The following is a 15324-nucleotide window of genomic DNA, read 5'->3' as shown; positions in this document are numbered from 1 at the left end:
AGCTCCGGCGCATTCCCATGGAGCCCTTGCACCCATGCGTTTCGCCTTCGTCGCCAGTGACACCAGCGTTGCCCAGCAGGCGCGGCGCAAACTCGTGGAGCGTTATGGCGACGTGCCCGTCGAGGCAGCCGAGTTGATCGTGGCGCTGGGTGGCGACGGTTTCATGCTGCGCACCCTGCACGCCCATCTCGTGCTGGGCGTGCCGGTGTACGGCATGAAGCTCGGCCGCGTCGGCTTCCTGATGAACAAGCATCGCCTCGACGAACTGCCCGAGCGCGTGGCGCGCGCGCATGCCGCGGAATTGTTCCCGCTGGAAATGCAGGCGGTCGACGCCGCCGGCCAGGAGCACTTGGCACTGGCCTTCAACGAGGTCTCGCTGTTGCGCCAGAGCAACCAGGCCGCACACCTGGAAGTGAAGCTCAATGACACGGTGAAGCTGCCCAACCTGATCTGCGACGGCGTGATGGTCGCCACGCCGGCCGGCTCCACCGCTTACAACCTCTCCGCGCATGGGCCGATCCTGCCGCTGGATGCCAACGTGCTGGCGCTGACTCCGATCAGTCCGTTCCGCCCGCGCCGCTGGCGTGGTGCCATCCTGCCGCATCGCACCGGGGTCAGCCTGCGCGTTCTCGATCCCGGCAAACGCCCGGTCAGCGCCACGGCCGACTTCCACGAAGTGCGCGACGTACGTCAGGTATCGGTGCGCCAGGCCGGAGGGCAGGGCGTGCGCCTGCTGTTCGATCCCGAGCACAACCTGGAGCAGCGCATCCTCGACGAGCAGTTCGCCGCGGATTGATCCGCTTTTCTCTTTGCGTCCCATGCGGGCAAGGTCGGACGAGAGGCGGCTTTTCGTAGGAGCGCCTCCTGTGCGCGATTGCCTTGTGCTCCGATCGGAGCAGCTCGCAATCGCGCACAGGGTGCGCTCCTACGGCAAAGCGAGTCTCACGCTGTGCGCTTGGCATGCGCTAGATTGACCACATGCCGATCCACGACTCTTCCACTGTTACCGACAATCGCCTTGTGGTGGCGATCTCCTCGCGCGCCTTGTTCGACCTTGGCAATAGCCACGAGCTGTTCGAGCGCGAGGGGCTGGACGCTTACCGCAACTTCCAGATCGAGCATGAGGACGAGATCCTGCAGCCCGGCGTGGCCTTCCCGCTGGTGCAGAAGCTGCTCGACCTCAACAAGCTGGCGGGTGACGTGCCGCCGGTGGAAGTGATCCTGCTCTCGCGCAACTCTGGCGACACCGGCCTGCGCATCTTCAACGCGATCCAGCATCACGGCCTGGAAATCAGCCGCGCTGCCTTCACCAGCGGCGCGCCCACCTCCGATTACATCGCACCGTTCAAGGCCGACCTGTTCCTCTCGGCCAATGCCGAGGACGTGGGCCGCGCGCTCAAGGCCGGCGTAGCGGCGGCTACCATCCTGCCCAGCGTCGCGCCGCCGCGTGCCAGCGAGCAGCTGCGCATCGCCTTCGACGGCGACGCGGTGATTTTCGGCGACGAGGGCGAGCGCGTTTCGCGCGAGGAAGGGCTGGAAGCCTTCCACCGCAGCGAGCGCGAACATGCGGAAGAGCCCTTGTCGGTGGGGCCGTTTCGCGGCTTCCTCACTGCGCTGCACCGCTTGCAGGCTGCATTTCCCGCGGAAAACTCGCCGATCCGCACCGCATTGGTCACCGCGCGCTCCGCACCCGCGCACAAGCGCGTCATCCTCACCCTGCGCCGCTGGGGTGTGCGTATCGATGAGGCGTTGTTCCTCGGTGGCAGGGACAAGGGCCCGTTCCTCGATGCCTTTGGCGCCGACATCTTCTTCGACGACTCGCCGGCCAATGTGGAGTCCGCACGCAAGCACGTAGCCACGGGGCATGTGCCGCACGGAGTGAGCAACCGCTGAAGGTGTCACCACACCTGGCAAACCTGACCTTGGAAGGACAGCGATGAAGGATCGATTCGAATGGGGGTTCGTCCCTGCCATGTTTTTTCGCCCACGCAAGACGATGGCAAAGATCATTGATGGCAGGCACCGCGAATGGGTGCTGGAGATCGCGGCGGTGATAGGTGCTGGCTCCGCCTTGCTTCAGGCGAGCGAGTGGCGCGTCGGACAGCAATACGGCTTCTGGCCGGTGCTGCTCGCGGCGTTGGTCGCCGGCGCATTGTATGGAGTGCTGTCGCTGTATCTGAGTGGCTGGCTGCTCACTGTGTCCGGGCGCTGGGTGGGGGCGAAAGGCGACTTCGGCATGGTCAGGGCGGCGCTTGCATGGGGGCGTACTCCGATGCTGGCGGCATGCCTTGTATTCCTGATGCAGCTGCTCGTGTTTGGCGATCAGGTTTTTGGGGTGAGCAGCCGTTCATTGGGTGATAGTTATGCGTTGCGTGAGATTTACGTGCTTTCGAACCTCGCCATCGTGGTGTTCAGCGTTTGGTCGCTTGTGACAACCGTGGCGGCGCTGAGCGAAGTTCAACGCCTCTCCATTGCCAAGACATTCGGCAACCTTCTCATCGCGGGGCTGATGCTGCTACCGCTGTTGATCTTGGTCGTCATGTTTTTCAGCGTGTTCAACCACTGAAAGGCCGCAGCAGGTCACGTGTAAATCAGGGGACTCCGTGTCCCTTGCTCGCCGTCCAGATCGCATACCAATCCTCGGCATCCAGCGAAACATCCAGCGCGGCCACCGCTTCGCGCAATCCTTCGACGCGGCGCGTGCCCGTGATCGGATAGGGTCGCGAAGGGTGTCGCAGGACCCAGGCGAAGGCCAGGGTGGTGAGGCTGATGCCGAGACGCGCGGCGACAGTCTCCATTTCGGCGCGCACGCGCACGGCCTGCTCGTCCTCATCGCTGAACAGGCGGCCGCCGGCCAGCGGCGACCAGATCATCGGTCGCAGGCCGAGCTGTTGCGCCTGGTCCAGCGTGCCGTCATCCAGCGCGTCCATCTGCAGGGGCGAGAGTTCGAGCTGGTTGGTCGCAAGGGCGTGGTGCTGGTGCAGCAGGGCGAACTGGCTGGTCGAATGGTTGGACACGCCCCAATGCGCCACCTTGCCTTCGCGGGTGAGCGTCGCGAACGTCTCGGCCAACGCAGCGGCATCCATCAGGTAATCGGGCCGGTGGATCAACACCAGCTCCAGTTGTTCGGTATGCAGGTTGCGCAGTGACTGCTCGACCTGCGTGCGCACGTAGGTTGCCGCGGTGTCGTAGTGGTTCACCCGGTAAGTACGTTGCGTCGAACACAGGCGGATGCCGCACTTGCTTACCAGCTGCATGCGTCCACGCAGACCCGGTGCCGCATGCAGTGCCTCGCCGAAGAGGGCTTCGGCGCTGTAGTCGCCGTAGATGTCCGCGTGATCGAAGCTGGTGATGCCCAGTTCCAGCGCTTGTTCGATCCAGCGCACGCGTTCCTGCACAGAGAGGTTCCATCCGGTGATGCGCCACATGCCGGCGACGATGGGGGAAAGTTCCAGTTCGGATGCGGCGCGGGCAGTCGTCATGCTTGGCTCGTTCGGGGCTATGGCCCGGCCATCATGCAGCATCGGGACAGGAGGCGGAATGGGGATGCCCGGCATGCTACGAGGGAAATTTGTTCAGTCGTTTCGGATGACGCCTGTCACTGGCTGCGCCATGGGGTGCGCTTTACCGTAACGCCATCTTGGGGAGGCAACGACGATGACGGACAACGAAGCGAACACCGGAACGAACCCTGTTGCATGGCACAGTGGTCGCATCATTCCGGCCCTGATGGTGGTCGGAGTGGGCCTGATCTTTTTGGGCGCCAACCTGGGCGTGCAAATCCCCTTCCTCAACTGGGCGAACTGGTGGGCATGGTTCATCCTGCTGGGTGCGGCGTGGCCGCTTTCCGAGGCCTGGCAGCGTTACCGCACCACGGGCACGTTTGACGGAACGGTGGCGCATTCGCTGTTGAGTGCCCTCTCCATCGGGATGGTGGCAACGATCTTCATCCTCGACTTGTCCTGGGGGAAATGGTGGCCGCTGTTCGTGATCTACGGCGGCTTGTGCATGCTGGTGCGTGAGCCGCGTCGCGGGCGCAGGGACGAGGTGCGGTAATCTCGCGGCTTCCCTCGTTTCTTGCCATTGGGTTGCCGGTGCTGATTGCCGTCCTGACGATACTGTTCGTCGCAAGCTTCATCCGTTCGGCTTTCGGTTTCGGCGAGGCCCTGATCGCGGTGCCGCTGCTGGCCTTCGCGATGCCGGTAGGCACTGCGGCGCCGATAGCCGCGCTGGTTTCGATCACGGTGGCGATCGTGGCCATCGCACAGGACTGGCGGCACATCCATTTCCGCAGCGCGGGCCGCTTGTTCCTGGCTACCGCGGCGGGCGTGCCGTTTGGCCTGTGGTCGTTGCACGCGTTGGACGAGCACGTGGTGAAGATGGTGCTGGGCGCCGTGGTGATGGCGTTCGCGGTATTCGCCCTGATGCGCCATCGGCAGGCGACGCTGCATGACGATAGGCATGCCTGGGTTTTCGGTTTCGGTGCAGGCGTGCTGGGCGGCGCGTACGGCATGAACGGACCGCCGCTGGTGGTATACGGCGCGTTGCGCGGCTGGTCGCCCCGGCACTTCCGCGCGACGCTGCAAGGCTATTTCCTGCCGGCCAGCCTGATGACCATGGCCGGCTATAGCCTCACGGGCATGTGGACGTCCACGGTGACTCGCGATTACCTGCTGGCCTTGCCACTGGTGCTGGTCGCTACCTTGCTGGGCCGCACGCTCAACCGGCGCCTGAGCGGCCAAGTCTTCGTGCGATCTCTTTACGTCTGCCTGGTATTGATCGGCGCCATGTTGTTGTTGCAGTCGAGAGGCTGGCTGGGCGGTTAGCGCTTGGTTTCGGCCCGTGGCGCCGAACTCAGCTGGTCTGCCGACCAGCCGCCACCCAGATCGCCGATCAGCGATACGGTGTCGAGCAGGCGCTGTTCGTGCACGTCCAGTGCGCTTTGCCTGCTGCTGAACTCGGTGGCCTGGGCGGTGGCGACGGTGGTGTAGTCCACCGTGCCGGCCTGGTATTCGTTGCGGGCTATCTCGGCGCCGCGGGTGGCGTCGCGGGCCGCGGTGTCTTGCACGTCGGACTGTTGCGCGAGGATGCTGAGGCCGGAGAGGTCGTTCTCCACGTTCTGCAACGCGCCCAGCACGGTGCCGCGATAGTTGGCGACAGCGGCTTCGTAATTGGCCCTGGCGACGGCGACTTCGCCGCTGCGTTCGCCGCCGTCGAACAGGGTGGCGCCGACGTCGGCGCCCAGCGACCAGACGTGATTGGCGACGTGCAGCAGGCCGGCTAGCGGCGACTGCGAGAAGCCGTCCGCACCCGACAGCGACAAGGTCGGGTAATACGCTGCCTCGGCAACGCCGATCGCGGCGTTCTGCGCGGCCATCTGGCGTTCGGCGACGGCGATGTCGGGGCGCCGCTGCAGCAGCGTCGATGGCACGCCGGCTGGCATGGTGGGCAGGCTGGGCAAGGTGGTGTTGCGCGGAAGATCGAGGTCTTCCGGATTCTTGCCGACCAGCACGGCGATGGCGTGCGCGTACTGCGCGCGGGCGATGCCAAGCGACAGCAGGCTGGACTGGGCATTCTCCAGCTGCGTGCGTGCGCTGATTTCGTCGGACGGTGGCGCCGTACCGGCGGCGACCTGGTTCTGCACTACGCGCAACGATTCCCGATAGGCCGCGACGGCTTGCTGTTCCAGGTCGATGCTGGCGTCGGTGGTCCGCAACTCGATTACAGCGCTAGCCAGAGCGGCCTGCTCGGACAGCGTGGCGTTGGCCAGCGTGGCTTCGCTGGCCTGTGCGGTGGCCTTGCTCTGTTCGAGGCTGCGGCGCACCTTGCCCCACAGGTCCGGCGCCCAGCTCGCGGTGCCTTCCAGCGAGCCGCTGGTGCTGATCGGGCGCGACGTTCCGAAGGTCTTGCTGGCGGTGCCGCCGCTGGCGCTGCGGTCCTTGTCGGCGGAGCCGCTGATGCCGATGGTGGGGAACAGCGCGCTGCGCGCTTCCTTCACTTCGGCCAGCGCGGCCTGATAGTTCGCATAGCTCTGCGCCACGGTCTGATTGGAGACCGCCACTTGCGGTTCCAGCTCGTCGAGCAACGGATCGTGGAAAGGCACCCACCAGTTGCCCTTCGGCATGTCGGCATCGCCCGGCGCGGCGGCAGACCAGCCGGGCAGCGGCTTGAATTGCGCGGGCATCTGCACCTGCGGGCGGTGGTAGTCGGGGCCGACCATGCAGCCGGCCAGCAACGAGGCCAGCGTGGCGGCCAGGGCGGTTCGGGAAAGTTTCATGTTCATGCGTTCGCCTCCGAGCGGTTCCACGGCAACGTGGCATTCCACCGGACAAGCCTGACGTTCAGGCGGTCGAAGTAGAGGTAGATCACGGGAGTGGTGTACAGGGTGAAGACCTGGCTGAGGATCAGGCCGCCCGCCACGGTGATGCCCAATGGCTGGCGCAGCGAGGCGCCCTGGCCAATGCCGATAGCCAGCGGAATGGCGCCCAGTACGGCGGCGGCGGTGGTCATCATGATCGGGCGCAGACGCACCACGGCGGCGTCGTGGATCGCCTTGCGCGCGTCGTAGCCTTCATCGCGCTGCAGGTGGATGGCCACGTCGATCATCATGATCGCGTTCTTCTTGACGATGCCGATCAGCAGGATGATGCCGATCATCGCGATCACCGAGAACGGCGTGCCGAAGATCAGCAGCGCCAGCGTGGCGCCGATGCCCGCAGAGGGCAGGGTGGAAAGGATGGTGACGGGGTGCACCGTGTTCTCGTAGAGCATGCCCAGCACGATGTACACGGCCAGCAGTGCGGCTAGGATCAGCAGCGGCATGGTGGACATCGACTGCGAATACACCTGCGCCGCGCCGGCGGTGGCGCCGCGGATGGAGGCCGGCATGTGGATTTCCTGCTCGGCCTGGTCGATCGCCAGCAGCGCCTTGCTCAGCGAGCCGCCGGGCGGCAGGTTGAACGAGATCGTCGCGGCGACCAGCCCGCTCTGATGGCTGACCTGGGTGGGCGTGTGGTCGCTGATGTAACTGGCCAGCGCCGGAAACGGCACCATGGTCTCGCTGGACGTGCTGTCCGCACTGCCGCTTGAAGCGCCGCCGCGCGCGTTGGCGATGGCATTGGTGAGCAGGTTGGCTTCGGCGTTGGCGTTGTTCGCGTTGGTGGTGGACGACGTGGCCGATGCGGTGGTTGGCGCCTTCACCAGACTGCCCGAGTACTGCGTCTGCTCGGTGCCGCTGGCGACGCCGGCCGCGCCGCTGAAGCGCATGCGGTCGAGCATCTGCGGGTACTGCCAGTACGGCGGCGCCACTTCCATCACCACGTAGTACTGGTTGAGCTCGTTGTACACGGTGGAGACCGTGCGCTGGCCGAAGGCGTCGTACAGCACGCTGTCGAGCTGGGTGGGTGTGAAGCCGTAGCGCATCATGGTGGCGCGGTCGAAGTTGATGTCGATCTGCAGTCCGTGCTGCTGCAGATCCGAGTTCACGCTGGTCAGCTCGCTGCGGTACTTGCCCAGTGCGGTCACCAGCTTGGGTACCCACTGATACAGCTGGTCGGCGTCGTCGCCGGTCAGCGTGTACTGGTATTCCGCGGCGGATTGCCGGCCGCCAATGTGCAGGTCCTGCGCGGCCTGCAGGAACAAGCGTGCACCGGTGATCCTGTTGAGCTTGGGGCGCAGGCGTTCGACCACTTGCGCGGCAGAGAGCTTGCGTTCCGCCAGCGGCTTCAGCTCCACGAACACGTTGGCGGTGTTGAGCGTGCGGCCGCCAGTGAAGCCGGCGACCGAGGCCACCGCGGGATCCTTCTGCACGATGGCCTGCAGTTGCGCCAGCTTCTGCTCCATCGCCTGAAAGGAAATGCTCTGGTCGGCGATGACCTGGCCCATCAGGATGCCGTTGTCCTGTTCCGGGAAGAAGGTGGACGGCACCAGCTTGAACAGCACGATGTTCAGCGCGATCAGGCCGATCAGGGTCAGGCCGACCAGCAGCGCATGGTCGAGCACGGCGTCGAGCGAACGCGAATAGGCCTGCTTGAAGCGTTCGAACTGCCGTTCGTACCACAGCGCCCAGCGCGCTTTGGAATGCAGCGCCTCGCGCTTCAGCACGTAGGCGGCCAGCGTCGGCGTGACGGTGAGCGAGATCACCAGCGAGAGCAGGATGGCGATCGACAGCGTCACCGCGAACTCGTGGAACAGCAGGCCGATGATGCCGGGCATCAGCAGGATGGGCAGGAACACCGCGATCAGCGACACGCTCATCGAGATCACCGTGAAGCTGACCTCCGCGCTGCCGCGCATGGCCGCCTCGTGCACGTCCATGCCCGCTTCCACGTGGCGCACGATGTTCTCCAGCACTACCACCGCGTCGTCCACCACGAAGCCGGTGCCGATGGTCAGCGCCATCAGCGACAGGTTGTCGATGCTGTAGCCCATCAGGTACATCGGCCCGAACGTGCCGATGATGGACAGCGGCAGCGCCACCGCCGGGATCAGGATCGCCCGCGGCGACTGCAGGAACACGAACACCACGCCGATCACCAGCAGCACCGCGATGAACAGGGTGCGTTCGGTATCGCTCACCGCGCCCCGCACCGAGACCGAGCGGTCCAGTGCGACGCTCGCATGGATGCCTGCCGGCAGCGCCGCCTCGATGGAGGGCAGCACGTTGCGGATTTCACCCACCGTCTTGACGATGTTGCCGCCAGGGCGCGGGAAGACAATGACGAGCACGGCCGGCTTGCCGTCGTACAGGCCCATGTTGCGGATATTTTCCGCCGAGTCCTGCACGTCGGCGACGTCGCGCAGCAGCACCGGCGCGCCATTGCGGTAGGCCACCACCAGGTCGCGGTAGGGCGCGGCCTTGCTGATCTGGTCGTTGGAGGTGACCTCGTAGCGCAGTCCGCTCTGGTCGATGTGGCCCTTGGCGCTGTTCGCGTTGGCCGCGCTGATCGCCGCGCGCACGTCTTCCAGGCCGATGCCGTAGCTGCTGAGCTTGTCCGGCTGCAGCTCCACGCGCACCGAGGGCAGGGCGCTGCCGCCCAGGGTGATCTGGCCTACCCCGTCGATCTGCGACAGTTGCTGCTGGATCACCGAATCGGCCGAATCGTAGAGCTGGGCGCGGGTCAGCGTGTCCGAGGTCAGCGCCAGGATCATGATCGGCGAGTCGGCCGGGTTGTATTCGCGGTAGGTGGGGTTGCCGCGCAGCGTCGAGGGCAGGTCGGCGCGGGCGGCCTGGATCGCCGCCTGCACGTCGCGGGCGGCGCCGTTGATGTCGCGATCCAGCCCGAACTGGATGACCACGCTGGCCGTGCCCACCGAGCTGGTCGAGGTCATCTCGTTGACGTCGGCGATGGTGCCCAGTCGGCGCTCCAGCGGCGCGGTCACGGTGGACGCCATGATGTCCGGGCTGGCGCCCGCCATGCTGGCCTGCACCACCACCACCGGATAGGTCACGTTCGGCAGCGGTGCCACCGGCAGGTGGAAGTACGCCAGCAGGCCGGACAGCAGGATCGCCACCGCCAGCAGGGTGGTCGCCACCGGTCGCCGGATGAACAGGCCGGGGATGCTCATGCGCGATCACCCTGCTTTCTCCCTCTCCCCTTTGGGGACAGGGCCGGGCTGAGGGGGCAATCTTGCGTGGATGCCTGTTCGGCGCGCAGGTACATTGATTGCGTGCATGGGGTAAGGCCATGGAGTACGAGTCCAGCCTGACCCCGCACCCCGACCCTGTCCCCAAAGGGGAGAGGGAGAAAAGCGCAATGCGCGGTCACGCTTCACCGCCTTCCGCTTCCAATGCGGGTGCAGGACGCAGGCGCCGCGCCAGCCGGTCGAAGAACAGGTAGATCACCGGCGTGGTGAACAGGGTCAGCAACTGGCTGAGCGCGAGGCCGCCGATGATGGACAGGCCCAGCGGCCGGCGCAGTTCCGAACCGATGCCGCTGCCCAGCAACATCGGCAGCGCGCCGAGCATCGCCGCCAGCGTGGTCATCAGGATCGGCCGGAAGCGCAGCAATGAGGCTTCGAAGATCGCCTCGGCCGGCGGCTTGCCGTGCACGCGCTCGGCTTCGAGCGCGAAGTCCACGATCATGATCGCGTTCTTCTTCACGATGCCGATCAGCAGCACGATGCCGATGATGCCGATCACGTCCAGGTCGGCACCGGCGACCATCAGCGCCAGCAGCGCGCCGATGCCGGCCGAGGGCAGGGTGGAAAGGATCGTCACCGGGTGGATGAAGCTCTCGTACAGCACGCCGAGCACGATGTACACGGCTACCAGCGCGGCGATCAGCAGGTAGACCTCGCTGGAGAGCGAATCCTGGAAGGCAGCCGCGGCGCCCTGGAACGAGGACTCGATCGAGGACGGCAAGTGCGCCGCCTGTTCGGCTTGCGCGATCTCCTCCACCGCGGTACTCAGCGACGCGCCCTGTGCGAGGTTGAACGAGATGGTGGTGGACGGGAATTGCGCTAAGTGGCTGACCACCAGCGGCGACTTGGCCACCTCGATCTTCGCGATGGCGCTCAGCGGTACCTGTCCGATGCTGCTGGTCTGGCTGGGCAAGTACAGATTGCCCAGTGACTGCAGCGTGGGCAGGCTTTCGGGCTTGGCGACCAGGATCACGCGGTATTGGCTGGACTGGTCGAAGATCGTCGAGACGATGCGCTGGCCGAGCGCGTCGTACAGCGCGTTGTCGATGGTGGCGGCGGTGATGCCGAAGCGCGCGGCCAGCTGGCGGTTCACTTCCACGTTCACGCTGAGGCCATCGTTGTCGAGATCGCTGGTGACGTCGGCGATGGACTGGATGCCCTTCATGCGCGCGAGCAGCGCCGGCACGTACTGCTGCAATTCGGCCTGGCTGGGGCCGCGCAGCACGAACTGGTACTGGTTCGGCGATACCGTGGTGTCCAGCGTCAGGTTCTGCTCCGGCTGCAGAAACAGCTTGATGCCGGGTACGTCGGCGGTCTCTTTCTGGATGCGGCGGGCGATCTGCCGGGCGGTGCCGGAGCGTTCGTCGCGCGGCTTCAGGTTGATCAGGAAGCGGCCGTTGTTGAGCGTGATGTTGGTGCCGTCGATGCCGACGTAGGAGGTGAGGCTGGCGACGTCGGGGTCTTTCAGGACCGCCTCCGCCAGCGCCTGCTGGCGATCGATCATGGTGTCGTAGGAGACGGAATTGTCGGCGGTGCTGATGCCTTGCAGCACGCCCACGTCCTGCACCGGGAACAGGCCCTTGGGGATCACCACGTAGAGCACGATGGTCAGCGCCACCGTGGCGAGGAACACCAGCAGCGTCGCGGTCTGGTGTTTCATCACCACGAGGAGGCCGCGGCGGTAGGCATCGAGCAGCTTGTCGAACAGCCCTTCGCTGATCCGTTCGAAGCGGCTTGGGTGGCGTTCCTTCTGTGCGCGCAGGATGCGCGCGCACATCATCGGCACCAGGGTCAGCGACACCACGGCGGACAAGACGATGGTCACGGCCAGCGTGACCGCGAATTCGCTGAACAGGCGCCCGATCACGCCGCCCATGAACAGCAGCGGGATCAGCACCGCGATCAGCGAGACGGTCAGCGACAGGATGGTGAAGCCGATCTGGCCGGCACCCTCCAGCGCGGCTTCCAGCGGCGTCCTGCCTTCCTCCAGGTAGCGCACGATGTTCTCGATCATCACGATCGAATCGTCCACCACGAAGCCGGTGGCGATGATCAGCGCCATCAGCGAAAGGTTGTCGATGGAGTAGCCGAGCTTGTACATCACCGCCAGCGTGCCGATCAGCGACACCGGCACCGAGATGCTGGGGATGATGGTGGCGGGCAGGTTGCGCAGGAACACGAAGATCACCAGCACCACCAGCACGATCGCCAGCACCAGCTCGAACGTGGCGTCTGACACCGAGGAGCGGATCACGCCGGTGCTGTCGTTGACGATGCTGATCTTCATGCCGGCGGGGAGGGCGGCCTCCAGCGCGGGAAGTTGCTGCTTGATGTGATCAACCGTAGCGATGACGTTGGCGCCAGGCTGGCGCTGCACATTGAGCACGATGGCCTGCGTCTTGTTGTACCAGGCGCCCAGTTCGTTGTTCTGCGCGGCCTGCGCTACATGGGCCACGTCGCGCACGAACACCGGCGCGCCGTTCTGGTACGCCAGCACGGTGTCGAGGTAGCCCTGGGGATTCTTGATCTGGTCGTTGCCATTGATCGTGTAGTCCAGTTTGGGGCCGTCGAAATTGCCCTTGGGCTGGCTGACGTTGACGTTGGCGATCAGCGAACGCAGGTCGTCGATGTTGAGGCCGTAGGCGGCCAGCTTGTGCGGGTCGGCCTCGACGCGGATCGCCGGCACGTTGCCGCCGGCGGCAGTGACCAGTCCCACGCCGGGCACTTCGGAGATCTTGGTGGCGAGACGGTTGTTGGTGGCGTCCTGCAACTGGGTCAGCGACATCGAATTGGAGGTCACCGCCAGGGTCAGGATGGGCTGGTCCGCGGGGTTCACCTTGGCGTAGGTAGGCGGTGCTGGCAGGCCGCTGGGCAGCAGGCTGTTGGCGGCGCTGATCGCCTCCTGCACGTTCTGCTGGGCCACGTCGAGATTGAGCGACAGGTCGAACTGCAGCGTGATCACCGAAGCGCCAGCGGAGCTGGTCGAGGTCATCTGCTGCAGGCCGGGGATCTCGCCCAGCTGCACTTCCAGCGGAGCGGTCACCGTGGTCGCCATCACCGTGGGGCTGGCGCCGGGGTAGAAGGTCTGCACCTGGATCGTCGGGTAATCGACGTCCGGCAGCGAGGACACCGGCAGGAAGCGCACGGCGACCAGGCCCACCAGCACCATGGCGATCATCAGCAGCGCCGTCGCCACCGGACGGAGCACGAACGGTCGTGAGATATTCATCGCTTGCGCGCCCGCTGCTTTACGAAGCCGAACTGTCGGCGGACGCGTGCTTCTTCTTCCAGCCGGAATGCTTGCCGCCGGCCTTGGCGGCCGGTGCTGCCGCGGTGCTGGCCGATGCGGCCGGCTCGGCGCCGGCGAGCTTGATCGGTGCACCGTCGCTCAGCCGGTCCGTGCCGTCGGTGACCACGGTCTGGCCGGCATCGAGACCGGACAGGATCACGGTGTTCTTGCCGTCGCTGGGGCCGAGGGTGACCTTGTGCACGGAAACGGTGTCGTCGGCATTGACCAGATAGACGAAATCGCCCGGCGCGCCGTTCTGCACGGCAGGGGTGGGCACCAGCACCGCGTTCTTCTGCGTGTCCACCAGCAGCCGCACGTTGACGAACTCGTTGGGGAACAGCGCCTCGTCGTCGTTAGGTACCGTCGCGCGCAGCGGCACCGTGCCGGTGCCGGTGGCCATCTGGTTGCCGATCGCATAGACCGTACCGGTGGCGATCTGCTTGCTGTTCTCGCTGTCATAGATCGCCACCGGCAGCTTGGCGCCGGCGCCGAAGCGCTGCAGCACGCGTGACAGTGCGTTCTGCGGCACCGAGAACTGCACCGTGGTCGGCTTCATCGTGGTGATGGTGACGATGCCCGTGGTGCTGGACGCGGTGACGTAGTTGCCGGGGTCGACCAGCCGCAGACCGACGCGGCCGGCGATCGGCGCGGTGATGTGGCAATAGGCAAGATCCAGCTCGTCCTGCGCCACGGCGGCCTGGTCGGCCTTCACCGCCGCCTCGTCCTGCTGCACGGTGAACTGCTGATCGGTGAAGGTTTGCTCGGCGATCGACTTCTGCGCGTGCAGCTGCGCGTAGCGCGTCAGGTCGGTGCGCGCCTGGCCAAGGCTGGCCTGGTCCTTGGCGAGCTGCGCCTCGGCCTGCTGCTTGTTGATCTCGTACTGGCGCGGATCGATCTGGGCGAGGAACTGGCCCTTGGTCACGTCCTGGCCTTCGGTGTAGGCGACCTGGGTGAGGTAGCCACTCAATTGCGGCAACACGGTGACCGTGGCCGTGGGCGTCACCGTCCCCAGTTCGCTGAGGTTCTCCGGCATGTCGCCGAGGGCGGCGGTGGCCGTGCCTACCACTTGCGCCGGTTGCCCGCCGCGGGTTTTCTTGCCGCCAAGCAGGTGCACCACGATCAGGGCGATCACCGCGATTGCCACGATGCCGACGATCAGCGGCCAGCGTTTGCTGCGAACCGGTTCTCTGGCCTTGGCCGCTACATTGCTCATCATTTGGTCTCCAGCGCTTGTTCCATCGCGTGCGTGACGGAGGCCTGCCTTCCGCTTCCGATGCTCGGAGTGTTCCGGACGACGCGGCCGCCATCGCGAAGGCGGTCGTTCCACACACAACGGATGGTTACGCAAAAAGTTGACGCCGTATGTCGCAAGTCATGGCTGCAATGCCGTTACGAAACGTAAAGTGCTGCGGGATCACTGCATCATTCTGTGCGTTCGTCCATGAACGCGAAGATCAAACGGACGGCCATCCTTGGCCGCACTCTTCACAACAGCCGTGCGCGCTTCCACCAACCCGTCATCTTCTCTTCGCGCACCAGGGTGAACAGGCCCGCTCCGAGGATCATCACGATGCCGGCCAGCATGGGCCAGTCGAGGTGGTCGCCGAAAAACCAGTAGCCGAACGCGATGGCCCACAGCATCTGGCTGTATTGGGTGGGGGCGACGCGGTTGGCGGGCGCGAGCAGGGTGGCATGCATCAACAGCACGCCGGCCAGCGCGGCGAGCAGGCCGTAGCCGGCGAGCAGCAGGGACTGCTGCAGGCCGGGCCAGACGAAGTGCGGCACCATCAGCACGCCACCAGCCACCAGCGGGCCGATGGTGCCGGCGCCGTACAGGCTCACCCGCTTTTCCTCGCTGCCGGCCATCCGCAGCGCCACCACCGACAAGGCGGCGGCGATGCCGCAGACGATGGCGGCCAGATGTCCCAGCCCCAGCACGCGAAAGCCCGGGCGCAGCACCACCAGCACGCCGGCGAAGCCCACGAACACCGCCGTCCAGCGCCGCCAGCCCACGTGCTCCTTCAGGAGCAGCACCGAGAGGATGGTCACGAAGATCGGCATCAGGAAGATCATCGAGAACACCTCGGCCATCGGCAGCAAGGTGAACGCGGTGACCGAGGCGATATTGCTCACCGCACCAGCCAAGGCGCGCACCCACCACAGCACGGGGCGGCGCGCGGCGAACACATCGTGCCAGCGGTCGCCCTTGTCCATCACGAAAGGCAGCGCGGCCAGGCCCAGCAGGCCGCCGAAGAACACCGATTCGTAGGGTGGCACGGCGCCATGCACGGCCTTCACGAAGGCATCGCTGATGGCATAGGCGGCGAAACAGGCGAAGCCCAGCAGCACACCCTTGAGCATGGCGTTTCCGGAGGGAGGGGGGAGAGGATTGC

The 15324-nt window shown here is 65.7% G+C and carries 11 protein-coding genes; 5 read left to right on the top strand and 6 right to left on the bottom strand.

The window, feature by feature from the left end; genetic code table 11:
• Window positions 1-34: 34 nt before the first annotated feature.
• The 3 genes from IHE49_RS16650 to IHE49_RS16640 all read left to right on the top strand — a co-directional run bounded on the left by IHE49_RS16650 (window position 35) and on the right by IHE49_RS16640 (window position 2566).
• Window positions 35-796 (top strand): NAD kinase, encoded by a 762-nt coding sequence (locus IHE49_RS16650; protein ID WP_192159999.1) that lies wholly within the window; start codon window positions 35-37, stop codon window positions 794-796.
• A gap of 182 nt (window positions 797-978) precedes the next feature.
• A complete protein-coding gene (locus tag IHE49_RS16645; protein ID WP_192159997.1) occupies window positions 979-1893 on the top strand; it encodes a 5'-nucleotidase in 915 nt (304 codons plus the stop codon).
• 43 nt (window positions 1894-1936) lie between these two features.
• Window positions 1937-2566 (top strand): YIP1 family protein, encoded by a 630-nt coding sequence (locus tag IHE49_RS16640; RefSeq protein ID WP_192159995.1) that lies wholly within the window; start codon window positions 1937-1939, stop codon window positions 2564-2566.
• Window positions 2567-2591: 25 nt separating this feature from the next.
• Here IHE49_RS16640 and IHE49_RS16635 read toward each other — a convergent pair whose 3' ends face one another.
• Complete coding sequence (locus IHE49_RS16635; RefSeq protein ID WP_192159993.1) at window positions 2592-3482, bottom strand: aldo/keto reductase; 891 nt, start codon at window positions 3480-3482, stop codon at window positions 2592-2594.
• 175 nt (window positions 3483-3657) lie between these two features.
• Here IHE49_RS16635 and IHE49_RS16630 point away from each other — a divergent pair, with 175 nt between their 5' ends.
• Both IHE49_RS16630 and IHE49_RS16625 read left to right on the top strand, forming a co-directional pair.
• Window positions 3658-4056, top strand: coding sequence for a hypothetical protein (locus IHE49_RS16630; protein WP_225578521.1), 399 nt, complete (start codon window positions 3658-3660; stop codon window positions 4054-4056).
• A gap of 38 nt (window positions 4057-4094) precedes the next feature.
• Window positions 4095-4826, top strand: coding sequence for a sulfite exporter TauE/SafE family protein (locus tag IHE49_RS16625; RefSeq protein WP_343227596.1), 732 nt, complete (start codon window positions 4095-4097; stop codon window positions 4824-4826).
• Here IHE49_RS16625 and IHE49_RS16620 read toward each other — a convergent pair.
• The 5 genes from IHE49_RS16620 to IHE49_RS16600 all read right to left on the bottom strand — a co-directional run bounded on the left by IHE49_RS16620 (window position 4823) and on the right by IHE49_RS16600 (window position 15292).
• Entirely contained in the window at window positions 4823-6277 is a 1455-nt protein-coding gene (locus IHE49_RS16620; protein WP_192159989.1) for an efflux transporter outer membrane subunit, read from the bottom strand. The genes IHE49_RS16625 and IHE49_RS16620 overlap by 4 nt on opposite strands.
• 2 nt (window positions 6278-6279) lie before the next feature.
• On the bottom strand, window positions 6280-9567 hold the full coding sequence (locus IHE49_RS16615; protein ID WP_192159987.1) for an efflux RND transporter permease subunit: 3288 nt from the start codon (window positions 9565-9567) through the stop codon (window positions 6280-6282).
• Between the two features lie 196 nt (window positions 9568-9763).
• On the bottom strand, window positions 9764-12871 hold the full coding sequence (locus IHE49_RS16610) for an efflux RND transporter permease subunit (protein ID WP_192159985.1): 3108 nt from the start codon (window positions 12869-12871) through the stop codon (window positions 9764-9766).
• Window positions 12872-12890: 19 nt separating this feature from the next.
• Window positions 12891-14144 (bottom strand): efflux RND transporter periplasmic adaptor subunit, encoded by a 1254-nt coding sequence (locus IHE49_RS16605; protein WP_192159983.1) that lies wholly within the window; start codon window positions 14142-14144, stop codon window positions 12891-12893.
• 272 nt (window positions 14145-14416) lie between these two features.
• Window positions 14417-15292, bottom strand: coding sequence for a DMT family transporter (locus IHE49_RS16600; protein WP_192159981.1), 876 nt, complete (start codon window positions 15290-15292; stop codon window positions 14417-14419).
• Between the last annotated feature and the right edge of the window lie 32 nt (window positions 15293-15324).

It is taken from the genome of Rhodanobacter sp. 7MK24, from assembly GCF_014842995.1.
Classification (GTDB): domain Bacteria; phylum Pseudomonadota; class Gammaproteobacteria; order Xanthomonadales; family Rhodanobacteraceae; genus Rhodanobacter_A.
Note: the sequence above shows the minus strand (reverse complement) of the source record. Positions and strands in the feature narration are given on the sequence as shown.